At 58.7% G+C, this 22,077-nt stretch carries 22 protein-coding genes; 12 read left to right on the forward strand and 10 right to left on the reverse strand.

Going from position 1 to position 22,077, the window contains the following annotated elements:
* Nucleotides 1–565: 565 nt before the first annotated feature.
* From rpsT to N1037_00020, 4 genes are all read right to left on the reverse strand, one after another.
* Nucleotides 566–829, reverse strand: coding sequence for a 30S ribosomal protein S20 (gene rpsT / locus N1037_00005; GenBank protein ID UWS79436.1), 264 nt, complete (start codon nt 827–829; stop codon nt 566–568).
* A 271-nt stretch (nt 830–1,100) separates the two neighbouring features.
* Nucleotides 1,101–1,877 (reverse strand): enoyl-CoA hydratase, encoded by a 777-nt coding sequence (locus N1037_00010; protein UWS79437.1) that lies wholly within the window; start codon nt 1,875–1,877, stop codon nt 1,101–1,103.
* A gap of 63 nt (nt 1,878–1,940) precedes the next feature.
* Nucleotides 1,941–2,792 carry a bifunctional DNA-formamidopyrimidine glycosylase/DNA-(apurinic or apyrimidinic site) lyase gene (mutM, locus tag N1037_00015; GenBank protein UWS79438.1) on the reverse strand — a complete coding sequence of 284 codons (852 nt, stop codon included), beginning with the start codon at nt 2,790–2,792 and terminating at the stop codon, nt 1,941–1,943.
* Entirely contained in the window at nt 2,785–3,039 is a 255-nt protein-coding gene (locus tag N1037_00020; GenBank protein ID UWS79439.1) for a hypothetical protein, read from the reverse strand. Before N1037_00020 ends, mutM begins: the two co-directional genes overlap by 8 nt.
* An 86-nt stretch (nt 3,040–3,125) precedes the next feature.
* Between N1037_00020 and ubiE the strand changes: the two genes are divergently transcribed.
* Together ubiE and ubiB are read left to right on the forward strand one after the other, a co-directional pair.
* Nucleotides 3,126–3,878 carry a bifunctional demethylmenaquinone methyltransferase/2-methoxy-6-polyprenyl-1,4-benzoquinol methylase UbiE gene (ubiE, locus tag N1037_00025; GenBank protein UWS79440.1) on the forward strand — a complete coding sequence of 251 codons (753 nt, stop codon included), beginning with the start codon at nt 3,126–3,128 and terminating at the stop codon, nt 3,876–3,878.
* 3 nt (nt 3,879–3,881) lie between these two features.
* Nucleotides 3,882–5,411: a 2-polyprenylphenol 6-hydroxylase gene (gene ubiB / locus N1037_00030; protein ID UWS79441.1), complete on the forward strand. Its 1,530-nt coding sequence runs from the start codon at nt 3,882–3,884 to the stop codon at nt 5,409–5,411.
* Nucleotides 5,412–5,522: 111 nt separating this feature from the next.
* Here ubiB and N1037_00035 read toward each other — a convergent pair whose 3' ends face one another.
* A complete protein-coding gene (locus N1037_00035; GenBank protein UWS79442.1) occupies nt 5,523–6,698 on the reverse strand; it encodes an acetyl-CoA C-acyltransferase family protein in 1,176 nt (391 codons plus the stop codon).
* A 132-nt stretch (nt 6,699–6,830) separates the two neighbouring features.
* Between N1037_00035 and N1037_00040 the strand changes: the two genes are divergently transcribed.
* The 3 genes from N1037_00040 (at nt 6,831) to tdh (ending at nt 10,012) form a co-directional block, all read left to right on the forward strand.
* The gene (locus N1037_00040; protein UWS79443.1) at nt 6,831–7,397 is read left to right on the forward strand and encodes an XRE family transcriptional regulator; all 567 of its coding nucleotides are present in this window, start codon (nt 6,831–6,833) and stop codon (nt 7,395–7,397) included.
* 372 nt (nt 7,398–7,769) lie between these two features.
* Nucleotides 7,770–8,957 carry a glycine C-acetyltransferase gene (locus N1037_00045; protein UWS79444.1) on the forward strand — a complete coding sequence of 396 codons (1,188 nt, stop codon included), beginning with the start codon at nt 7,770–7,772 and terminating at the stop codon, nt 8,955–8,957.
* Nucleotides 8,954–10,012 (forward strand): L-threonine 3-dehydrogenase, encoded by a 1,059-nt coding sequence (gene tdh, locus N1037_00050; protein ID UWS79445.1) that lies wholly within the window; start codon nt 8,954–8,956, stop codon nt 10,010–10,012. Before N1037_00045 ends, tdh begins: the two co-directional genes overlap by 4 nt.
* Before the next feature lie 165 nt (nt 10,013–10,177).
* On the opposite strand, the gene N1037_00055 is transcribed toward tdh, so the two are convergent.
* Both N1037_00055 and N1037_00060 read right to left on the reverse strand, forming a co-directional pair.
* Entirely contained in the window at nt 10,178–10,909 is a 732-nt protein-coding gene (locus tag N1037_00055; protein ID UWS79446.1) for a serine/threonine protein phosphatase, read from the reverse strand.
* A gap of 77 nt (nt 10,910–10,986) precedes the next feature.
* Nucleotides 10,987–11,913 (reverse strand): LysR family transcriptional regulator, encoded by a 927-nt coding sequence (locus tag N1037_00060; protein ID UWS81408.1) that lies wholly within the window; start codon nt 11,911–11,913, stop codon nt 10,987–10,989.
* Nucleotides 11,914–12,004: 91 nt separating this feature from the next.
* Here N1037_00060 and N1037_00065 point away from each other — a divergent pair, with 91 nt between their 5' ends.
* Nucleotides 12,005–12,409: a cbb3-type cytochrome c oxidase subunit I gene (locus tag N1037_00065; GenBank protein ID UWS79447.1), complete on the forward strand. Its 405-nt coding sequence runs from the start codon at nt 12,005–12,007 to the stop codon at nt 12,407–12,409.
* A 43-nt stretch (nt 12,410–12,452) separates the two neighbouring features.
* Here the strand turns inward: N1037_00065 and serA are convergent, their stop codons facing one another.
* Both serA and N1037_00075 read right to left on the reverse strand, forming a co-directional pair.
* Nucleotides 12,453–14,048 carry a phosphoglycerate dehydrogenase gene (gene serA, locus N1037_00070; GenBank protein UWS79448.1) on the reverse strand — a complete coding sequence of 532 codons (1,596 nt, stop codon included), beginning with the start codon at nt 14,046–14,048 and terminating at the stop codon, nt 12,453–12,455.
* A gap of 116 nt (nt 14,049–14,164) precedes the next feature.
* Nucleotides 14,165–15,310, reverse strand: coding sequence for a phosphoserine transaminase (locus tag N1037_00075; GenBank protein ID UWS79449.1), 1,146 nt, complete (start codon nt 15,308–15,310; stop codon nt 14,165–14,167).
* Between the two features lie 154 nt (nt 15,311–15,464).
* On the opposite strand from N1037_00075, the gene N1037_00080 reads away from it, so the two are divergent.
* The 3 genes from N1037_00080 (at nt 15,465) to N1037_00090 (ending at nt 17,931) form a co-directional block, all read left to right on the forward strand.
* Nucleotides 15,465–16,022 (forward strand): hypothetical protein, encoded by a 558-nt coding sequence (locus tag N1037_00080; GenBank protein UWS79450.1) that lies wholly within the window; start codon nt 15,465–15,467, stop codon nt 16,020–16,022.
* 268 nt (nt 16,023–16,290) lie between these two features.
* On the forward strand, nt 16,291–17,166 hold the full coding sequence (serB, locus tag N1037_00085; protein UWS79451.1) for a phosphoserine phosphatase SerB: 876 nt from the start codon (nt 16,291–16,293) through the stop codon (nt 17,164–17,166).
* 6 nt (nt 17,167–17,172) lie between these two features.
* Nucleotides 17,173–17,931, forward strand: coding sequence for a TSUP family transporter (locus tag N1037_00090; protein ID UWS79452.1), 759 nt, complete (start codon nt 17,173–17,175; stop codon nt 17,929–17,931).
* A 143-nt stretch (nt 17,932–18,074) separates the two neighbouring features.
* Here N1037_00090 and N1037_00095 read toward each other — a convergent pair whose 3' ends face one another.
* Nucleotides 18,075–19,073 (reverse strand): asparaginase, encoded by a 999-nt coding sequence (locus N1037_00095; protein ID UWS79453.1) that lies wholly within the window; start codon nt 19,071–19,073, stop codon nt 18,075–18,077.
* Nucleotides 19,074–19,244: 171 nt separating this feature from the next.
* Between N1037_00095 and N1037_00100 the strand changes: the two genes are divergently transcribed.
* From N1037_00100 to rlmN, 3 genes are all read left to right on the forward strand, one after another.
* A complete protein-coding gene (locus tag N1037_00100) occupies nt 19,245–19,778 on the forward strand; it encodes an invasion associated locus B family protein (GenBank protein UWS79454.1) in 534 nt (177 codons plus the stop codon).
* A 314-nt stretch (nt 19,779–20,092) separates the two neighbouring features.
* The gene (locus tag N1037_00105) at nt 20,093–20,650 is read left to right on the forward strand and encodes a carboxymuconolactone decarboxylase family protein (protein UWS79455.1); all 558 of its coding nucleotides are present in this window, start codon (nt 20,093–20,095) and stop codon (nt 20,648–20,650) included.
* 174 nt (nt 20,651–20,824) lie between these two features.
* A complete protein-coding gene (gene rlmN / locus N1037_00110; GenBank protein UWS79456.1) occupies nt 20,825–22,012 on the forward strand; it encodes a 23S rRNA (adenine(2503)-C(2))-methyltransferase RlmN in 1,188 nt (395 codons plus the stop codon).
* The last annotated feature ends 65 nt before the right edge of the window (nt 22,013–22,077 follow it).

The raw sequence follows: 22,077 nt of genomic DNA on the forward strand, positions 1-22,077 counted from the left end.
GTGCTGCGCCTCATGCATCCCCAAAAACAAGCAGCGGCCTGTTTATCTTTCGCCTATCATTCTTTTTCGCCCATTTCAGAGCTGCGTTTCACCCATAACTTCTGCGCCTGCGGACAGGGGTTTCCTGACCACACTCCCCTGTGGGGCAACGGATTGTTCAACAAAAGCCACAAACACACAGCGGCCCTGATCCCGAAACTATAAACCGTTTCTGCACACAAGTGAGACAAGGCTGCTGATTGAAAATCCAATACAGCAGGGCGTAGAATCATTAAGAAGCCAAACTGGCCTCCCGTGAACTTCTACGCCTTCTAGTAACCTTGATGCCCGTCAAGATTACCGTGAGCAGCCTGTCCCCCAGCGAGTGAATCGCTGTATATGTGGTAGCAATTTGCGGGGGGCAGCGGCAATGAAACTATGATGTTGACTCATGCTTTGCTGACAAAGAATCTCTCGCAGCTGCAGAAGGTCTCCGTGGGATAAGGAGAAAATCAAAAGGCGCCGCAAAAATGCGACGCCTTCAGTTTTTTCAATTTCCGGCTTGCAGGAAATTCCCGGTTGGGAATCAACCCAGCGCTTTGACCCGTGCGGTCAGGCGGGACACTTTCCGCGAAGCGGTGTTCTTGTGGTAGACGCCTTTGGTCACGCCACGCATCAGCTCAGGAGCGGCCAGACGCAGAGCGGCGGCTGCATCTTCTTTGTTGCCAGCTTCGATAGCTTCTTCAACTTTACGCAGGAATGTGCGGATGCGCGAACGGCGGGCTTTGTTTACTGCAAAACGCTTTTCGTTCTGACGTGCGCGTTTTTTTGCTTGGGGGGTATTTGCCATGTCTCTGTGACCTTATCTTCGGGTTCGTGTTTATATGTCGGCGCAGGCCAGCCAAACCCGGATCGGATCTCGGAGTGATTCTAGCCAAGCGGGCTGCACGCGCATGTATGGCTGCGGTCTTTAATGGGATGGGCTGCAATATGCAAGCACATTGCCAAATACCTATGCGAGTGCCTCACGGGGGTAGCCAAACCACCGCAAAACTGCCGGGGCCAATCCCAAAGAACCGCCCCGACCTTGGGAGCAGACCAGGAGGACTGGCCCCAACCGATTACTTATCGCGGAACTGGGCTTCGCGTTTTTCCAAAAAGGCCGCCATGCCCTCTTTCTGGTCTTCGGTTGCAAACATCGAGTGGAACACCCGGCGTTCAAACAACATGCCTTCGCTCAGCGGCAGCTCATAGCTGCGATTGACCGTTTCCTTGACTGCCATCGCGGTGAGCAGGGATTTTTCGGCAATCTTATGTGCCGCGCCCATGGCCTCTTCGATCAGCTTTTTGGCAGGCACCACCCGCGACACCAGACCAGCGCGCTCGGCTTCTTCGGCGCCCATGAAACGACCGGTGAGATTCATGTCCATGGATTTGGATTTGCCAACAAACCGCGTCAGACGCTGGGTGCCGCCAATGCCGGCCACAACGCCAAGGTTGATCTCTGGCTGGCCAAACTTTGCGGTTTCCGCCGCAATGACAAAATCGCACAGCATCGCCAGCTCGCAGCCACCGCCCAGCGCATAGCCTGCAACGGCTGCGATGATGGGTTTGCGAATCGCCACGATGCGATCATTCACCTGCGCAAACAGGTTGTTGGTATAGACATCGGTAAAGCTCATCTCCGACATCTCTTTGATGTCAGCACCGGCGGCAAATGCCTTTTCCGATCCGGTCAGCACAATGCAGCGCACCTTGTCGCTGGCGTCGGCTTCTTCCAAAGCAGTGCAAAGCTCGCTCACGAGCGCTGCATTGAGTGCGTTCAACGCCTCGGGGCGATGCAGTTTGATTAGACAAACGTGGTCCTGCACATCGACGTTGATCGTCTCATAGGCCATAATTATTGCTTTCGTTGTTCCGTTCAGAACCGAGTCATTACCACGACAAACATCGCATTCAAGCTATCTTTGACACTTGCCACAGTAGAAAGAGGATCGCCCCGACTGGGTGATTCTGGCAATAGTCCCGCCACACCCCTGTCGTCGGCAGGGTTCTGCCTCGCGGCCATAGACATCAAAGCTGTGCTGAAAATATCCAAGCTCCCCATTGGCTTGGCGGAAATCTTTTAGCGAAGACCCCCCGGCTATGATGGCCTCCTCCAGCACCTGCCGGATGATCGGGACCAGCGCCGCAACACGGGCTGCGGCGAGTTGCCCCGCTTTGCGTTTGGGTGAAATTTGCGCCCGAAAAAGCGCCTCGCAGACGTAGATGTTACCCAGCCCCGCGATGATTCCCTGATCCAGCAGTGCCGATTTCACCGGGGAGTTCTTACCTTTGAATGCAGCAATCAGGTGATCTTCGTGGAAATCATTGCCCAGCGGCTCTGGCCCCAGCACCCGCAGCAGCTTGTGCTCAGCCAGGCCAGCTGTGTCGATCAGATCCATAGCACCAAAGCGACGCGGATCATTGAACGTCACCCGCGCACCGTTTTCCATGTCAAAGACCACATGGTCATGTTTGGCCGCCTGCGGGTGATCATGCACAAACTGCCCCAAGGGATCGCCCGACACCGTCATCCGCCCCGACATACCCAGGTGCACCAGCAAGGTCTCGCCCCGGTCCAGCTCCGCCAGGATGTATTTGGACCGCCGCCGCAGCGCCACAACCCGCGCCCCCGTCAGCCGCTCTGCCATCCGCTCCGGAAAGGGCCAGCGCAGATCAGGCCGATTCACCTGCGCCTGCGCAATCACCGCGCCCTCCATCGAGGGCTGCAATCCCCGCATCACGGTTTCAACTTCGGGCAGTTCAGGCATTGTTCAGCTTACTTTCGGCAAGTTCCATAATCTCTCCATAGCCTTCGCAATATTTGGAAATTCTGGCAACGCCGAACCTCTTATAGCGCTGCTTTGAAACCGAAAATATAACCGGCACAGCAGCCAGCAGCACAAAGATCAGTTCAGACACCGCATCCAACCATCCATGACAGCGCAAATAAACCAAAGCCGTGGCCCAAATGAATGAAAGATCCAGGCCAGTCGCCGCATTGGCTAATCTCTTCATCCCCGCCCCCTGCTGCATATTCGCCCAATTGTCTTCCCGGCCTTGGTCTCTATAAGAGGGGGCGGTATCGGCAGAGGCAAGTCCCCATGGCAGACAGATCAGACAGCACCACTCATTTTGGCTTTGAAACCGTCCCCGAGCATGAAAAAGCTGGGCGGGTGCAGGGCGTCTTCAATTCCGTGGCCTCCAAATATGACATCATGAATGACGTGATGAGCCTCGGGATTCACCGGGTTTGGAAAGACGCGATGATGGATTGGCTGGCGCCGCGCCCGGGCCAGCGCCTGCTGGATGTGGCCGGTGGTACGGGTGATATCTCCTTTCGCTTCCTGAGGCGCGCCGGCCACGGCCATTCCACCGTGCTGGACCTCACCGCGCCCATGCTGGAGGAAGGCCGCAAACGTGCCGAGGCCGAACAGATGGCCGAGAGCCTCGATTGGGTCACCGGCGACGCCATGGCCCTGCCGTTTAAGGACAATACATTCGACGTCTACACCATCTCCTTTGGCATCCGAAACGTCACCCGCCCGCAGGAGGCCCTGAATGAAGCCTACCGGGTGCTGAAACCCGGTGGTCGTCTGATGGTGCTGGAGTTCAGCCAGCTGCCCAACGACGGCATGCAAAAACTCTATGATCTCTATAGTTTCAACGTCATCCCCCGCATGGGTAAGCTCATCGCAGATGACTACGACAGCTATCAGTATCTGGTGGAATCGATCCGCAATTTCCCGGATCAAGAGACCTTCCTGCAGATGGTGAAAACCGCAGGCTTTGCCAATGCCAAATACCGCAACCTGTCGCTGGGAATCGCGGCGCTACATTCCGGCTGGAAAATCTGAACCATGCGCGGCCCTCATAATATCATCCGCCTGATCCGCACCGGCGCCACCATGGTGCGCACTGGCGCCATGGACGTGGTGCTGGACGCCTTTGACGCGCCCGCCCCCCTGCGCGCCCTGGCCTACACCCTGGGCTGGCCCTTTCAGTGGCTTGGCTACAAGGGCGATCCAAACATGCCCCCTGCAACACGCGCCCTGACAGCGCTGGGGCCCGCCTATATCAAATTTGGTCAGGTGCTTTCGACCCGCCCGGATGTGGTCGGCGAAGATATGGCCCAGCAATTGCGGGTGTTGCAGGACCAGCTGCCGCCCTTTCCCCGCGCGGCAGCCATGGCCGAGGTTGAGCGCGCGCTTGGCCGCCCTCTGGCCGAAGTGTTTTCCGAATTCAGCGAGCCAATTGCCGCCGCCTCCATCGCGCAGGTGCATCGCGCCCGGCTGACCGAGACAGGCGAAGACGTCGCTGTCAAAGTCCTGCGCCCCGGCATTGAACGCGCCTTCAACAAAGACGTCGATGCCTTCTACTTTGCCGCCCGCATTGTTGATCTCTTTGCCCCCGGCGCCCGCCGACTGCGCCCGATGGATGTGATCGAACATTTTGACGGGGTGGTACAGGGTGAGCTGGACCTGCGGCTTGAAAGCTCAGCCGCCTCCGAATTTGCCGCCAACACCAGCGCCGACGAAGGCTTCCAACTGCCCCGTATCCGTTGGGAAGCGTCAGCCCGCCGGGTGATGACCCTGGACTGGGCCGATGGGGTGGCTTTGGGCGACAATGCCGCACTGGACGCTGCGGGCCATGATCGCCATGCGCTCGGGGAACGGGTGTTGTCGCTGTTCCTGCGCCACGCCCTGCGCGACGGCTATTTTCACGCCGACATGCACCAGGGCAACCTCAAGGTCGCCGCCAATGGTAATATCATTGCCTATGATTTTGGCATCATGGGCCATATCGACGAATACACCCGCCGGGTCTACGCCGAGATCCTCTTTGGCTTTATCAAACGTGATTACAAACGCGTCGCCGAGGTACATTTCGAGGCCGGCTATGTGCCTGCAGATCGCGATGTAGATGAATTCGCCCGCGCCATTCGCGCCGTCGGTGAGCCAATCTTTGGTATGGATGCCAGCCAGATCTCCATGGGTAACCTGCTGAACTACCTGTTCGAGGTCACCGAACGGTTCGGCATGGAAACCCGGACCGAGCTGATCCTGCTGCAACGCACCATGGTGGTGGTCGAAGGCGTCGCCCGCTCGCTGGATCCCAGGATCAACATCTGGGAAGTGGCCCAGCCCGTGGTCGAGGATTACATCAAGAAAAGCATCGGCCCCCGCGCCATTGCCTCGGATCTGATGAAAACCGCCAAGGTCATGGCCCGCTTTGGCCCGCGTCTGCCCGCCCTGATGGAACAGGCGCTGATCGCCCAATCCCAACAGCCCAGTGGCGATAAAAAGAATCGCACCTGGCAAATCCCCACTGCAGCTGGCGCGACCGCTGGGATCCTGCTGACGCTCCTCATCAGTCAGTTGCTGAGCTGAACAAGAACGGGCGCCGCAAGCACGGCGCCCCCCTTTCATCTTAGCCAAAATACCTTGGGGTGAATGGCCCAAAGGGCCAGAGGGGCAAAGCCCCCCTACCCCGTCTCAATGTCACAGACGTTCAATCGCCAGGGCAATTCCCTGACCGCCGCCAATACACATGGTGATCAGCGCTTTGGATCCACCAATCCGTTCCAGCTCATAAAGCGCCTTCACGGTGATCAACGCGCCTGTGGCCCCAACCGGGTGACCCAGGGCAATGGCACCGCCATTGGGGTTCACCTTCGCCGGATCCAGGCCCAGCTCCTTGTTCACCGCCAGCGCCTGCGAGGCAAAGGCCTCATTGCTTTCAATGACGTCAAAATCAGAGACCTTGAGTCCGGTTTTGGCCAGCAGGTTTTGCACCGCCGGCACCGGGCCGATGCCCATCACCTCGGGCCGTACCCCCGCATGGGCATAGCCCAGAACCCGCGCCTTGGGCTTCAGGCCTGCCTTTTCGGCCGCCTCTGCCCGTGCCATCACCAGGGCGGCCGCGCCATCATTGATGCCGCTGGCGTTGCCCGCTGTGACGCGACCGTCCTTCTGGAACACCGCCCGCAGCCCGGCCAGCGCTTCCATCGTGCTGCCTTTGGGGTGCTCATCCACTTCAAAAGGCACCATATCGCGCTTTACCTTAACCTCGACAGGCACGATCTGGCTTTTGAAATAGCCAGCCTCAATCGCTGCCGCCGCACGGGTCTGGCTGGCGAGGGCAAATTCGTCCATTTGTTCGCGGGTAATATCGTGCTCATCCGCGACATTCTCTGCGGTTACCCCCATGTGGCCGGTGCCAAAGGGACAGTTCAGCGCCCCCAGCATCATATCCAGCGATTTCACATCGCCCATCTTGGCGCCCCAACGCTGCTGCTGCATGATAAAGGGGCTGCGCGACATGTTTTCCGCACCACCAGCCAGGGCGTAATCTGCATCCCCCAGCATCAGCGACTGAATACCCGAAACCAGCGCCTGTGCCCCCGAACCACAGAGCCGATTCACGTTCATCGCAGGCGTGCCATGGGGCACGCCCGCCTGCATCGCCGCCACCCGCGACAGGTACATATCCCGCGGCTCGGTGTTGATCACATGACCAAATACCACATGGCCGATCTGTTCCGGGTCAACGCCAGAGCGCTCCATCGCGGCCTTTGAAGCCACTGTCGCCAGATCAATAGGCGCGGTATTGGCAAGCGCGCCACCAAAGGTACCAATTGCGGTGCGGGCACCATCCAGAATGACGATATCAGTCATGATCTCTCTCCTCACGAGTCAGTTGCGCGCATTATGCAGATGCAGCATGCGCTGTCTGCCCCTGACGGGCCTAGTGCACAACTGAACGTCCCGTCATTGACAAATTGCCTCCGGACCCGCAGGACATCTGTTATGACGGAAAACCCAGACGATATCCTGACCCTGCTGCCCGCCCGCCTGAAAGAGGCCCGCCGCGCCCAGGGGCTCAGCCTTGAGGCGGTGGCCAACCTCTCCGGCGTCAGCCGCTCGATGGTCAGCCAGATCGAACGCGGCGAAAGCTCCCCCACCATTGCCACCCTGTGGAACCTCACCCGGGCGCTACAGGTGGATTTTGCCGGCCTGTTGGAATCCGGCGACCAGCAGGACCACATCGAGGTCTTGCGCGCCGTCGATGTGCCCAAGATCGAAAACATCGGCGAAGGCTGCCGCATCCGTATCCTGTCGCCGCCGGAAGAGGCCGGCGGGCATGAGGTCTATGACATTCGGTTCGACAAAGGCGGCGCCCTGACCAGCCAGCCCCATACCCGCGGCGCGATGGAACAGCTGACGGTTCTGGACGGCGAGATCGAGGTCACATCCGGCAGTGCCAAGGATAGCCTACAGGCTGGCGACACCGCCCGCTACGCTGCCGACGTGGGCCATGCGATCACCGCACCCAATGGGGCAGCACGGGTTTTTCTGATTGTGAAGAACGCATGAGTGACCTGCTATAACCTAATATCGAAGTCGCGTTCAGCAAGAGTGATTTAGCGCTTGTTGAAGCAGGAGGCTCAACCTGGCGATTGTCTTCGTATTCTTCTGCTTTCTCTTTTGTCGAATTATGAGCGGTGCAGTATTTGGCACCCCTCTAACAATTTGAACAAGCGTGCCCTCCGGAAGCAGGCCGGGCGCCGCCTGGAGGTGCCGCCTAGCACGACCTTTGATTTGTAGTTTCACGCCCACCCAGAGGCAGGCAGGATCCTTCGTACAAAATCCACCTTTGCGGATTTTTTTCCGGGATAGTGAAATCTTCTATTTGGGAATCTTTTCCGCTATGGTAGATGCGATTCCACGGATAAGGAGTTTCCCGCTATGAGCACTGCATTTCTGAACGATATCTCTGAGACGCTCACCCAGATTGAGGCCGATGGCCTGTATAAGCGGGAACGAATGATCACCTCCCCACAGGGGGGCGAGATCACGGTGGGGGACAAGGAGGTCATCAACCTCTGCGCCAATAACTACCTGGGTCTGGCGGATCACCCTGATCTGATCCAAGCGGCGCGCGGCGTGATGGAGGGTAAGGGCTTTGGCATGGCCTCGGTCCGGTTCATCTGCGGCACGCAAGACATCCACCGGGAACTGGAGCAACGCCTGGCAAAGTTCCTGAACAAGGATGACGCCATTCTGTTTGCCGCCTGTTTTGACGCTAATGGCGGGCTGTTCGAGCCGCTGTTGGGGCCAGAGGATGCCATTATCTCGGACAGTCTCAACCATGCCTCGATCATCGACGGGGTGCGCCTGTGCAAGGCCAAGCGCTATCGCTATCTCAACAGTGATATGAATGATCTGGAGGCCTGGCTGAAACAGGCCCGCGCGGATGGAGCCCGCCATATCATGATCGCCACCGACGGGGTGTTCTCGATGGATGGTTATCTGGCCAAGCTGCCGGAAATCCGCGCCCTGGCGGATAAATATGACGCCGTGGTGATGGTGGATGACTGCCACGCTACCGGGTTCATGGGGCCAAAGGGCGCTGGCACACCGGATCACTTTGGCGTCGATGTGGACATCGTCACCGGGACTTTGGGCAAAGCATTGGGAGGGGCCATTGGCGGTTACATCGCCGGGCCGCAGCCAGTGATCGACCTGCTGCGGCAGCGGGCGCGGCCCTATTTGTTCTCCAATTCGCTGCCGCCTTCTATCGTTGCTGCCGGGCTGGAAGCCATCTCGCTGGTTGAAAAAGGCGCCGATCTGCGCGCGCAGCTGTTTGAAAATACCCGCTTCTGGCGCCAAGGCCTCACCGATCTGGGGTTTGACCTCTTGCCCGGTGAACACCCCATCGTGCCGGTGATGCTGGGCGAGGCGCAGCTGGCACAGGACATGGCGGCAGCCCTGTTTGACGAGGGTGTCTATGTCTCGGGATTTTTCTTCCCGGTGGTGCCGCGCGGCCAGGCCCGTATTCGCACCCAGATGAACGCCGCCCTGACACGGGATGAACTCACCCGCGCGCTGACGGCCTTTGGCAAGGTGGGCAAAGACTTGGGGATCCTGCAATGACCCGTCCAAACACCATGAAAGCGCTGGAAAAATCCCATCCCAAAGAAGGCCTGTGGATGGTGCAGGCACCGGTGCCAGAGATTGGCCCGGATGAGGTGCTGATCAAGATCAACAAAACCGGCATCTGTGGCACCGATGTGCATATCTGGAACTGGGACGCCTGGGCGCAAAAGACGGTGCCCGTGCCGCTGATCACCGGGCATGAATTTGCCGGTGAAATTGTCGAGCTGGGGCGCAATGTCACCGATCTGGCGATTGGCCAGCGCTGCTCGGGCGAGGGGCATTTGATTGGCCATCATTCCCGGCAAAGCCGCGCCGGCAAGTTCCATCTGGATCCCGAAACCCGCGGTATCGGCGTCAACGAACAGGGCGCCTTTGCCCAGTATCTGGCGCTGCCGGCCTTTAATGTTGTGCCCCTGCCCGATGACATTTCGGATGACATCGGCGCGATTCTCGATCCATTGGGCAATGCGGTGCATACGGCGCTCAGCTTTGATCTGGTGGGCGAAGACGTGCTGATCACTGGCGCCGGCCCCATTGGCATCATGGCCGCTGCTGTGGCCCGCCACGCTGGTGCCCGCCATGTGGCGATCACCGATGTGAACCCCGGACGGCTGGAACTGGCCGCCAAAGTGGCCAATGTCCGCCCGGTCAATGTGGCCCACGAAGATCTGCAGGACGTCATTGCCGAACTTGGCATGCGCCAGGGGTTTGATGTGGGGCTAGAGATGTCGGGCAACCAGGCGGCGCTGGATCAGATGGTCGAAGCCCTGGTGATGGGCGGACGCATCGCCCTGCTGGGCATCCCGCCGGGCAAATCTCCCGTCGACTGGAGCCGCATCGTGTTCAAGGCGCTGACGCTGAAGGGTGTCTATGGCCGCGAGATCTTTGAAACCTGGTACAAGATGATCGCCATGTTGCAAAACGGATTGGATGTGAGCGCCGTCATCACCCATCGGTTTGGTGTCGATGAGTTTGCCAAGGGATTCGCGGCGATGAAATCGGGAGATAGTGGCAAGGTGGTCCTAGACTGGAACCAGATCAATCAACCCTAAGCCTAGCAAAAGCTGGTAATCGACGGCAACACTGACAACGCGGGCTTTAAGCCCAAAGGCAACTCATTACCGAACCGCCGATCACACTGTCAGCTTACACCGAATTCCTTTATTGAAAATGTGCAAATTACGCACAATTGTCTTTTTTCGGATCTGCGGGCGCTTTTAGGGGGCCAACAAGGGACTGCGCCCTTCTGCATCCAGCACCCAGCAGTCCCGCCCTTCAAACACGGCGGCCGTGAGCGCACGACCAAAGCCGGCGCCGGAATCAAGGTTGACCCGATTGCCGCGATGTTCGGCTACATGGATCTGCGTATGCCCATGCACCACCAGCCAGGGGTGTGCGCCTTGATATTCCAAAAATTCATCTCGAATCCAGATCTTGTCATTCTGGATCTGATCTTCGAGCGCCACACCGGGGCGAATACCCGCATGAACGCACAACAAATCGCCCTCTTGGTGGTAATCCACCAGCCCGGTCAGAAAGGCACGGTGGTGATCCGGCACCGCCTGTCGCGCAGCGCTATGGACGTCATAAATTCGGGTGCGTTCCGGCACCTCGACCCCATAGGACTGCAGCGTCTCGACCCCGCCGATGCGATCATGCAGCCAGTGGTAGCCCACCAGCAGCCGGTCGTCATTGCGCGGGTAATCCTCCATGAACATGGAAAACATCCGGTCGTGATTGCCCAGCAGGCAGACCCAATTGCGCCCCGCCGCCAGCCCCTGCGACAACAGCTCGACCACCCCGCGCGAGTCCGGCCCGCGATCAACATAATCGCCCAGGAAAACCACCCGCGCCTCCGGCCCGCCATCCGCCTCGATCCGCGCCAGCGCCTGTTCCAGCATCTCCAGCTGGCCGTGAATATCACCAATCGCGTAAATCTGATTCAGCATTCAATACCCTTACATATAGTATCTATTATGATCGCAGCCTTGCTGCCCTAAAATAACAAGAATAAACACTTAAATAACTACACAGCCTCAAGCAACGCCTTGATATGATCTCTGAGCCAACGATGAGCCGGCGCAGTGGACAGACGCGTATGCCAGGCCAGAACGCTTTGCACCGGCTCTACATGAAACGGTGGCTGATAGATATCCAAGCCAAGCTTGGGGGCCACGCGTCGCGCAAACTGTTCCGGCACCAAAGCCAACAGATCACTTTGGGATACCACGTTACAAACACCTGAAAATCCGGGCAAAGTCATCACAACGTTTCGCCGCTGTTCAAGTGCAGCAAGGGCCTGATCGCCCTGACCCTGCAGTTTCCCGGCAGCTGAGAAAAGAACATGATTGAGCCCGCAGTACAGATCCAGGGGCATAACACCACCCGGTACTGTCCCCCTTCGGGACAGGGCAGCGTGCCCCTGCCGGGCAATCACCAGAAACTGCGAGGACAAGAGATCACGCGTCTCGACCCATTTGGGAAACATAGTTTGCGGAACCAGGGCCATGTCCAAACCTCGATTTTCCAAAGCCTCGATATCTTGGTCCAATCTGGAATCAACCAGCTGCACCTTGATACCCGGTGCCTCTTTTGCCAGCAGGCAGGCCAACGGCGGCAATAAGAGTTCAGCGTAGAAATCACTTCCCAACAGCCGAAAGACTGCTTCGGTTGTCTTGGGGGAGAATGAGTTGCTCCCCGATAGGATTCCCTCGGTACGGTCAAGCACCTCGCGCAGAGGTACTTTCAGGTTCTGGGCGAATTCAGTTGGCGCAAGCATACGCCCCTGGCGCACAAAAAGCGGATCTTGCAACGCGTGCCGCAGGCGTTTTAACCCGGCCGAAACCGCAGGCTGCGATAGGCCAACTTCTTTTGCAGCACCCGTCGTCGATCCCGTGTGCAACAGGGCATTCAGCACTTTGAGAAGGTTAAGATCGAATCCGGACAAATTCATGCGATCTATATATATCATACAAACAATAAATTTCCAATATTCCTGAACACTTGGCAGACTTCATCTGCGGACAAAGGAAAGGAAACACCCAATGACAGGATTAAGCCGTAGCTTCATGATCATGGCGATTTTCTCTGCCCTAGGTGGCATAGTCTGGGGCATTGTCATGGCAGCCAGCCAGAACCACCTGTTATCGCCAGCCCACGGCCATCTTAATCTCTTGGGGTGGGTAAGCTGCGCTCTCTTTGCTTTTTACTATCACCTGATGCCACGTGCCGCCGTGACAGGGTTGGCAAAGACGCATTTCGCTCTCACGCTTATCGCCCTGCTGATCCTAGTGCCGGGTATCGCCTTGGCCATTCTGGAGCTCAACGAAACACTCGCCAAAATCGGATCTTTGGTTTTTCTGGCGTCGATGCTGGTTTTTGCCTGGGTAGTGATAAAACCGAATCCAGCACAACACGATACAGCGACAAGAAAAAATGCCCCCGCCTGATAAGACGGGAGCATTTATTACTTCAAGAGCGGTATCGCCCTAATCAGGCAACGTCAAAAACCAAGGGTTTGATCTGGTTGAACAGATCGCTTTCAGCCAACTTGGCGCGGGCGTCTGCGGGGACCACGTCGTCCACATAGAGCAGCGCAATGGCTTCGCCACCGGCCTCAGACCGGCCCAGGGTAAAGTTGGCGATATTGACGCCGTGTTCACCCATGGTCTGGCCCAGCGCACCAATGATGCCCGGCACGTCGTTGTTGGTGGTGTAGAGCATATGCGCGCCCACCTCGGCGTCGATGTTGATGCCTTTGATCTGGATAAACCGGGGTTTGCCATCGGAGAACACGGTGCCTGCAACCGAGCGTTCGCGTTTATCCGTGACGGCTGTCACCTTGATATAGCCATCAAAGGCGCCGGTTTTGTCCTGATTGGTGGTCGAGATCTGGATGCCACGTTCCTTGGCCACCACCGGGGCGGAGACCATGTTCACATCCGGGTTCACCTTTTTCATGATGCCCGCCACAACCGCGCAGTTCAGCGCGTCCAGGTTCATCTCGGCGGCGACACCATCATAAAGAATGTTGATCGCCTTGATCGGCTCATCGGTCATCTGACCCACAAAGGCGCCCAGGTGCTCGGCCAGTTTGATCCAGGGGCCCATGACCTTGGCTTCTTCGGCGGTGACGCTTGGCATGTTGAGCGCGTTTTCAACGGCGCCGGTCAGCAGGTAGTTGGACATCTGCTCTGCCACCTGCAGGGCGACGTTTTCCTGTGCCTCGGTTGTTGCCGCGCCCAGATGCGGCGTGCAGACCACGTTGGGCAGGTTGAACAGGGCGTTTTCCTTGGCGGGCTCTTGCGAGAACACGTCAAAGGCGGCACCAGCGACATGGCCCGATTTCAGGGCTTCGGCCAGGGCCTCTTCGTCCACCAGACCACCACGGGCGCAGTTGATGATGCGCACGCCTTTTTTGGTCTTGGCCAGGTTTTCACGGCTCAGGATATTGGCTGTGGCATCGGTGAAGGGCACGTGCAGGGTGATGAAATCGGCGCGGGCGAGCAGCTCGTCCAGCTCGACCTTTTCGACGCCCATCTTGTCGGCCTTTTCCTGACCCAGGAAGGGATCATAGGCCACAACCTTCATCTTGAGGCCACGGGCGCGATCGCACACGATGCCACCAATGTTGCCGGCGCCGATAACGCCCAGGGTTTTATTGGTGAGCTCAGTGCCCATGAATTTGGATTTTTCCCATTTGCCGGCATGGGTCGAGGTGGAGGCCTCGGGGATCTGACGCGCCACGGCAAACATCATCGCAATCGCGTGTTCCGCGGTGGTGATCATGTTGCCAAAGGGCGTGTTCATCACGATCACACCCTTTTTCGACGCGGCCTCCTTGTCGATGTTGTCGGTGCCGATGCCGGCGCGGGCGATGACCTTGAGGTTTGTGGCATTGGCGAGGATCTTGTCCGTCACCTTGGTCGCCGAGCGGATCGCCAGACCGTCATACTGGCCAATGACTTCGGCGAGCTTGTCTTTGTCTTTGCCCAGGTCAGGCTGGAAATCCACGTCGATGCCGCGATCGCGAAAGATCTGTACGGCGGCTTCGGAGAGTTTGTCGGAGATGAGTACCTTGGGAGCCATGTTGGTGCGGTCCTTTGAATATCGGGGGCCGAATGCGGCCTGAATGGGGATTTGGCTTAGGGGAGCGTCGGGCGCTGCCCGGCGTCTCCGCCGGGCGACAAGATCAGTCCTGAGATTTAGCCTTGTGCGGCGATCTCGGCCTCAAAGGCCCAGGCGAGCCAGGGCAACATGGCCTGGATGTCAGCGGTTTCCACCGTGCCACCACACCAGATCCGCAGACCCGCAGGCGCGTCGCGGTAGGCACCAATGTCCAGCGCAATGTTTTCAGCTTCCAGACGTTTGGCCACGGCCTTGGCAAAGGCGGCGCCATCCTGAATGCGGTCATCGGTGAACTTCAGGCAGACCGAGGTGTTGGAGCGTGTCGCATCATCCTCGGCCAGATTGGCGATCCAGCCGTTGGCATCGCAGAAATCAAACACGGCCTGCGCATTGGCGTCAGCACGGGCGATGAGGCCCTTCAGACCGCCAACCGAACGCGCCCAATCCAGCGCGAACAGATAGTCCTCAACCGCCAGCATCGACGGCGTATTGATGGTGGCACCGGTAAAGATTCCCTCAATCAGCTTGCCGCCTTTGGTCATGCGGAAGATCTTGGGCAGGGGCCAGGCCGGGGTGTAGCTTTCCAGCCGTTCCACCGCGCGGGGCGACAGCACGATCACACCATGAGCCGCTTCGCCGCCCAGAACCTTTTGCCAGGAGAAGGTGGTCACATCCAGCTTGTCCCAGGGCAGATCCATCGCAAAGGCGGCGCTGGTGGCGTCGCAGATGGTCAGACCAGCGCGGTCATCGGCAATCCAGTCGGCGTTGGGAACCCGCACACCGGCGGTGGTGCCGTTCCAGGTAAAGACCACATCGTTGGTGCAATCCACCGAGGCAAGATCGACAATCTGGCCATAGTCGGCGGTTTTCACTTCGGCGTCGATTTTCAGCTGCTTCACCACATCGGTGACCCAGCCCGCGCCAAAGCTTTCCCAGGCCAGCATCTCCACCTTGCGTTCGCCCAAAAGCGACCACAGGGCCATTTCGACCGCACCGGTGTCAGACGCGGGAACAATACCAATACGATAATCTGCGGGGATGCCCAGAATTTCGCGGGTGCCCTCGATGGCATCCTTCAGCTTGGCCTTGCCGACGCTGGCGCGATGGCTGCGACCCAGAGGGGCGTCGGCCAGTTTGGACAATTCAAATGTAGGGGGTTTGGCGCAGGGGCCAGAAGAAAAACGCGGATTACCCGGCCGCGTCGCCGGTTGCTGAGTAGCCATAGATGCTATCCTTACAGATATCTGCCCTTCGTTGGGGAAGGGTGTCCCGCCGCCAGAGCTAGGGGGCAGTCAGGCGTGCTGCAAGTGCAAAAAGACGAGTAAGCGCCGCTTTGGATTATTTTTACGACACATCGTGACGCCTTTCGGAAACTTCTTGGCGAGCGTTACTTCCGTGTTAGGCTTTGGGCAGGGTAATCATCGCAGCTCTGGGCATCTCCTCCGACTGCGCAAGACCATTGATTCTGGAGTAGTAGACATGATTCGTTTTCTCTTTGCCGCCTGCCTTGGCCTGATGATTTTTGGAAAAACCGCCCAGGCACAATCTTATCCCACTTGCTTCAACGCACAGAACATTCCGGTCAGCTATTTTCCGGACCAGACAATTTCTGACATTGCGATTGCCACGAATGCGCCAAACGGCATGCCCGTTGTGCTGTGGAATCCCAATGTCACCGCCAACATGCATCCCGCCACTGTCGAATTCTTCTATTATCACGAATGCGCCCACCATGCGCTGGGCCATACTCTGGGCAATTACTTCCCTGGAGCCGAAGCGCAGGCCGACTGCTGGGCCAAAAAGACCATGATCAGCATCGGAGTGCTGACACCTCAAAAATATCAAATCATCGCTCAGCAATTGTTTCAGCAATCGAAGCCAGGCATGGATTGGCCCAACGGGGCGATGCGGGTGCAATTTCTCAACAACTGCTGAGCCTCCCCTGCAGTCGGGCCCTTGGCAACCCGAAGCGCCCTATGGGACAGGACCGGAGCCATTTTGACAGTACCGATCATCGCCATGGTGAGGGTCATCTTGGCAGCAATACCTCATTCCCCCGCTGGAGCGCCGTTCCATCGCCATCACAACCTCGTCCTGCGTCCTAAACAGGGGTCGGCTCGCGGCGCCCAAAGGTTTGGGGGCTGGTTCCCAACGGCTCCGGAGGCTATGAGAGCGCAACCCACGCGCCAGATGGAACTGTCTCATGTATATTGCCACGCTGCTTTGCAACCCTGCCACACCCTGCCTGGACCCGGCCCTGGTCGACTCCCTGCGCAATGCCTGGGGCGGCGGCGAAGCCATCTGGCTTGCCCCTGATATCGCAGCAGAATTCGCGCTTGAAGCCCGGCCAGACAATCAATGGAAAGTCTGGGAAGACCTGCAGGCGCTTGGCGTGGATCTGGTTGTGCAGCCCGCCGCCAACCGGCGCAAAAAGATGCTGCTGGCCGATATGGATTCGACCATGATCGAGCAGGAATGCATCGACGAGCTGGCCGAAGAGGCCGGCGTTGGCCCCCGTGTAAAAGACATCACCGCCCGCGCCATGAACGGAGAGCTGGATTTTGATGGCGCCCTGACGGAACGGGTCGCTCTGCTGAAAGACCTGCCCGAAGCGGTGATAGGCCAGGTTCTGGACACCCGCATCACCCTGATGCCCGGTGGTCCGGCCTTGCTGGCCACGATGAAGGCCAAAGGCGCCTATGCCGCCCTGGTCTCTGGTGGTTTTACCGCCTTCACCACCCGCATCGCGGCTGAGCTCGGCTTTGATGAGAACCGCGCCAACACATTGCTGGTGGCGGATGGAAAACTCACCGGCAAGCCAGGCCTGCCAATCCTCGGTCGCGAAGCAAAAGTGGAAGCGCTCGAGCAGATCACCGCCAAGCTTGCGATCAGCGAGGCGGATGTGATTGCTGTGGGCGATGGCGCCAATGATCTGGGCATGTTGCTGCGCGCCGGGTCCGGCGTGGCGCTGCACGCGAAACCTTCGGTCGCGGCCCAGTGTGAGATCCGCATCAACCATGGTGATCTGACCGCACTGTTGTACATTCAGGGCTATGCCCGCGCCGATTTCAAAGGATAATTCCAGATGCTGGAAGTGGGTATTGAGACCCTGCTGTTGCTGATGGCAGCGGGGTTTGTTGCCGGGTTTATCGACGCGGTTGCGGGGGGCGGTGGCTTGATCACCGTGCCTGTGCTGCTGCTGGCCGGCGCCAATCCGGTCACGGCACTGGCCACCAACAAGATCCAGGGCCTGTTTGGCGCCGCCACGGCCGCTCGCGCCTATGCCAAAGGCGGCCATGTTAAACTGCGGGATCAGGCAGGGTCAGCGCTGATTGCCTTTGTGGCTTCCATCCTTGGCGCCCTGTTGATCACCATCTTGCCCACCGGTTGGATCCGGATGATCCTGCCGGTTTTGCTGATCGGCATTGCTCTGTTTTTTGCCTTCAAAAAGGGGCTTGGCGATCAGGATCGTACCCGCCGCCTTGGACCCGCGACCTTTGCCCTGACCATGGTGCCGCTTTGTGGGGCCTATGACGGGCTACTGGGACCGGGGGCTGGCAGCTTCTATATGCTCGCCTTTGTCTCGCTTGCGGGCTACGGCATCCTCAAGGCAACCGCCCATACCAAACTGCTGAACCTGGCCTCAAATGCCGGGGCGCTTTGCGCCTTTGCCCTGGTGGCAACGCCCTGGTGGATCACCGGGTTGTGCATGGGCGTTGCGCAGATTGCCGGTGCACAGGCTGGCGCCACTCTGGCCCAGACCAAAGGCGCGGGCCTGATCAAACCCCTGCTGGTGCTTACCTCGGTTGCCTTGGCGATCAAACTTATCTGGGACATGCTCTAACCCCATCACCGCGCCCCCGGTTCCAGGCGCTGCCGCGCCGCGCGACAGCGCGGCGCCGGGCCCAACGGGAGGGGTTTCGGCCCCGAAACGCCGACGGGCGGGAGCCCCCCCTTTATTTTCAGACCCCTGGCAGGTGGCTCAGGCTAGAACAGCATCTCGGCACTGGGGCGCACCGAGCCGCAATGAATGCCGCGCCGGTTCAACAGGGGCGCATTGACATATTTACGGGTCTCCGGGTGGTCCGCCTCCAACACTCCCAGCCCCACCAGGATGGAGGCAATGACACATTCACTGGCGCGGGTGGCGCCATCCGTGATCTTCACCGCAACGCCCAGTTTCTTTTCGGGAATGATGGCAACAAACACCGCTTCGGCTCCGGTTTTCACCGCAACCTTGCCGCCCATGGCCCGCATCAGGTTGGTGCAGGCGCGGGTTTCTCCCGCCACCAGATCCGGATGGGTCGCCATCGCCGAAACCAGCTGCGCCGCCGCATCCGACGCCCGATCAGAGCGATCCGCAGCCGAGGCAAACCAGGACATCGCCCGCGCCAGGCCATGTACCGTGGTGGCAAAGTTTGGCGCCGAGCAGCCGTCAATGCCATAGGTGGGGCTCTCCATGCCCGTAACTTCTTCAAAAGCCGTGAGGCAGGCCTGCTGCACCGGGTGGTCAATCTCGACATAGTCCGGCCCAGCACCCAGGTGCTGATTCAGGGTCAAAAACCCGGCGTGTTTACCGGAACAGTTGTTATGCACCTGGCAGGGGCTGGTGTCGGTCTTGATCAACGCGTTGCGGGCCGGGATATCATCCGGCTCTTGCGGCCCGCAGCGGAAATCATCATCGCCCAGCTCCAGCTGCGCCAACCAGGAATTCACCCGGTCGGTATGGATATGAGCGCCATTATGGGAGGCACAGGACAGTGCCAACTGTTCTGAGCTGAGCCCATATTTGGCGGCCGCCCCAGAGGTAACCAGCGGCAGCGCCTGGATCATCTTGGCCGAGCTGCGCGGGTAGATCACCGCATCCGCATCGCCCCAACTGCGCACAATCTGACCGCTGTCATCGCAGATCACCGCATGGCCCAGATGCAGGCTCTCCAGTAGGGATCCGCGCCAAACTTCTGCCATTGGAACTGGTTTTGTCATCGTTTCAGCCTCTTTTCTTGGCGAATTCCTGCCAAACGCACTTTCGCCCGTAGCGCTTGTTACGTTAGTGTGCTTGTGTATGGCAAGCGAGAGCATCTGGTAGAGACGGCGGTCTAAACGCTGCTCGCTCTCACAGAAATTGAGGTAGAGACAGTCTTGGAGTCGGGACAAATGGCATCGAAACTCGCCCGTGTGATCGCGGGCCTGTGTCTGGCCGCTATGGCCACAACTGCAACCGCGCAGCAAACCACCACCGACAATCGCGTCGGTGCCAATGTGGATTGGAGCGTCTTTCAGGGTGACAGCCCAAAAGAATGCTGGGGCGTGTCTGCCCCCAAAGAAACCGTCAATACCCGCGATGGCCGCGTGGTCGCCGTGCGCCGCAGTGAAATTCAGCTCTTTGTCTTTTTCCGCCCCGACAATGGCGGCAATGGTCAGGTGACCTTTACCGGTGGCTACCCCTTTGCGCCCGGATCAACGGTCAACATGACAATTGGCGACAGCGAGTTTGAACTTTTCACCGAGGGCGAATGGGCCTGGCCTGCGACGGCGGCAGATGATGCCAAGATCATCACCGCCATGAAACGTGGCGCTGGTGCGGTGCTGACGGCGCGCTCAGCGCGGGGCACCCAGACCAAGGACACCTTCTCGCTGCTTGGGTTTACCGCAGCCATTGAAGACGCCGAAAAGCGCTGCGGCAGCTAACCGCTGCACATCTTTAAAGATCTATCTTTTCCGTTTCAGCCCGGTCCTTTGACCGGGCTTTTTCTATGCTTTCGCTCCCCCCGTACCCCCACAACCGACCGACCAAACGCAGTGCGTCCCAAGGCGCGCTGCGCCCGCCCTGGGGAAACCTTGTCGTGCGCCGATTAGACCACGCTAACCCACAGAACCTTCACGCCAAAACACATATTCGGGAAGTTGGTTCTATGCTGCACATACCTTTGTTGATTACTGCCAGTTATCCTTTTTTGCCGACGCCCCTAGCTATCGCAAACCCAATCAAGAGGATTAACGACATGGTCACCGCCACACTCCATACCCTTGAAACCGCCCCAGAGGCCGCAAAACCCCGGCTGGAAGAGGCCATCAAGACCTATGGCATGGTTCCAAACCTCTATGCCGTCATGGCCGAAAGCCCCTCCCTGCTGGAAGGGTATTTTCAGCTCCACCGACTGGCAGAGGCCTCCGGTTTCAGCCCGGAAGAACGCACAGTCGTCTGGCTGACAATCAATGTTGCCAACCAGTGTCACTACTGCGTGCCAGCCCATACGATGATCGCGCAGGCCGAGAAGATCGACACTGCAATCATTGATGCATTGCGCGATGAAACCCCACTGCCAAGCGACCGACTGGAAGCCTTGCGCAGCTTTGCGCTGGCCATCCGTGAAACACATGGCCACCCGAGCGAGGCCGCAACCTCGCGTTTCTTCAAAGCCGGATACGACAACAAGGCGATGATGGACCTCCTGGTGATCTATGCCCAGAAAATCCTGTCGAATTTCACCAACTCGCTGTTTGACACCCCAGTCGACGCGCCGTTTCAGGTCTTTGCCTGGGAACCGGCCACAGAATAAGGCCTGAAACACCAAATTCAGCGCTGAGATCAGGCCGCCCCGCACCCGCTGGGCGGCCTTTTTGCCGCCTGCAGCTTTGCCCCAGTGCCGAAACCGACATCGGATTCCTTTTGATCTTTGAACAAATTCCTATATAGAGCCGCATCCACCCTCCTGATTTAGAGTCACGCTGCCATGACCGCCAACGCGCCGATCACCCAAGACGTTCTGACCCTGCCCCGCAAGCTGCCCGAGGGCGGCAAGACCAATCTCGTCGGCATGACCCGCGAGAAAATGCGCCAGGCGCTGATTGATATTGGCATCCCTGAAAAGCAGGCAAAAATGCGAGTCGGCCAGATCTGGCAGTGGATCTACCAGTGGGGTAAACGCGACTTTGCCGAGATGACCAATCTCTCCAAGGCTCTGCGCGCTCAGCTGGAAGACGGGTTTGAGATCGCCATCCCCGAGGTGGTCAGCAAACAGGTCTCTGAGGATGGTACCCGCAAATATCTGGTGCGCATTGCCGGCGGTCACGAGGTTGAGGTGGTCTATATCCCCGAAACCGATCGCGGCACCCTGTGCATTTCCAGCCAGGTGGGCTGCACCCTGACCTGCTCCTTTTGTCACACTGGCACCCAGAAACTGGTGCGCAACCTGACAGCCGCCGAAATCATCGGTCAGGTGATGATGGCGCGCGACGATCTGGACGAATGGCCCGTGCCCGGCACCCGCAACACCGAAGAGGCCCGCCTGCTGTCAAACATCGTGCTGATGGGCATGGGCGAGCCTTTGTATAACTTTGACAATGTCCGCGACGCGATGAAGATCGCCATGGATCCCGAAGGCATCCAGCTCAGCCGTCGCCGCATCACCCTGTCGACATCAGGCGTGGTGCCGGAAATCGCCCGCACAGCGGAGGAAATCGGCTGCCTACTGGCGGTGTCGTTCCACGCCACGACGGATGAGGTCCGCGACAAACTGGTGCCGATCAACAAACGCTGGAACATTGAGACTCTGCTGGAGGCCCTGCGCGCCTATCCCCGGCTGGCAAATTCCGAACGCATCACTTTTGAATATGTGATGCTGGATCATGTAAACGACAGCAAGGAAGACGCCCACCGTCTGGTCAAGCTGATCGAAGGCATTCCGGCCAAGATCAATCTCATTCCGTTTAATGAATGGCCCGGAGCGCCCTACAAACGCTCCTCTGGCAACCGCATTCACGCCTTTTCCGATATCATCCACGATGCTGGCTATGCCTCGCCGATCCGCAAACCCCGCGGCGAAGACATCATGGCCGCCTGTGGTCAGCTGAAATCCGCAACCGAACGCGCCCGCAAAAGCCGTAAGCAGATCGAGGCAGAGACAGGCGTAAAATCATAAACGCCGAACCTGCCCCGCGCAGTCCTGATACACTGACGCCTCGGGGTCTTACGCCCGAGGCGTTT

Source organism: Phaeobacter sp. G2 (assembly GCA_025163595.1).
GTDB lineage: Bacteria > Pseudomonadota > Alphaproteobacteria > Rhodobacterales > Rhodobacteraceae > Pseudophaeobacter.

Coding starts and splice junctions, on each gene's coding strand:
- N1037_00065 (UWS79447.1), top strand. CDS start 12,005: ATGACAGGATTAAGCCGTAGCTTCATGATCATGGCGATTTTCTCTGCC.
- N1037_00090 (UWS79452.1), top strand. CDS start 17,173: ATGCTGGAAGTGGGTATTGAGACCCTGCTGTTGCTGATGGCAGCGGGG.
- ubiB (UWS79441.1), top strand. CDS start 3,882: ATGCGCGGCCCTCATAATATCATCCGCCTGATCCGCACCGGCGCCACC.
- N1037_00040 (UWS79443.1), top strand. CDS start 6,831: ATGACGGAAAACCCAGACGATATCCTGACCCTGCTGCCCGCCCGCCTG.
- N1037_00035 (UWS79442.1), bottom strand. CDS start 6,698: ATGACTGATATCGTCATTCTGGATGGTGCCCGCACCGCAATTGGTACC.
- mutM (UWS79438.1), bottom strand. CDS start 2,792: ATGCCTGAACTGCCCGAAGTTGAAACCGTGATGCGGGGATTGCAGCCC.
- ubiE (UWS79440.1), top strand. CDS start 3,126: ATGGCAGACAGATCAGACAGCACCACTCATTTTGGCTTTGAAACCGTC.
- N1037_00100 (UWS79454.1), top strand. CDS start 19,245: ATGGCATCGAAACTCGCCCGTGTGATCGCGGGCCTGTGTCTGGCCGCT.
- N1037_00075 (UWS79449.1), bottom strand. CDS start 15,310: ATGGCTACTCAGCAACCGGCGACGCGGCCGGGTAATCCGCGTTTTTCT.
- serA (UWS79448.1), bottom strand. CDS start 14,048: ATGGCTCCCAAGGTACTCATCTCCGACAAACTCTCCGAAGCCGCCGTA.
- N1037_00045 (UWS79444.1), top strand. CDS start 7,770: ATGAGCACTGCATTTCTGAACGATATCTCTGAGACGCTCACCCAGATT.
- N1037_00055 (UWS79446.1), bottom strand. CDS start 10,909: ATGCTGAATCAGATTTACGCGATTGGTGATATTCACGGCCAGCTGGAG.
- serB (UWS79451.1), top strand. CDS start 16,291: ATGTATATTGCCACGCTGCTTTGCAACCCTGCCACACCCTGCCTGGAC.
- rlmN (UWS79456.1), top strand. CDS start 20,825: ATGACCGCCAACGCGCCGATCACCCAAGACGTTCTGACCCTGCCCCGC.
- N1037_00010 (UWS79437.1), bottom strand. CDS start 1,877: ATGGCCTATGAGACGATCAACGTCGATGTGCAGGACCACGTTTGTCTA.
- N1037_00095 (UWS79453.1), bottom strand. CDS start 19,073: ATGACAAAACCAGTTCCAATGGCAGAAGTTTGGCGCGGATCCCTACTG.
- N1037_00105 (UWS79455.1), top strand. CDS start 20,093: ATGGTCACCGCCACACTCCATACCCTTGAAACCGCCCCAGAGGCCGCA.
- rpsT (UWS79436.1), bottom strand. CDS start 829: ATGGCAAATACCCCCCAAGCAAAAAAACGCGCACGTCAGAACGAAAAG.
- N1037_00060 (UWS81408.1), bottom strand. CDS start 11,913: ATGAATTTGTCCGGATTCGATCTTAACCTTCTCAAAGTGCTGAATGCC.
- N1037_00020 (UWS79439.1), bottom strand. CDS start 3,039: ATGAAGAGATTAGCCAATGCGGCGACTGGCCTGGATCTTTCATTCATT.
- tdh (UWS79445.1), top strand. CDS start 8,954: ATGACCCGTCCAAACACCATGAAAGCGCTGGAAAAATCCCATCCCAAA.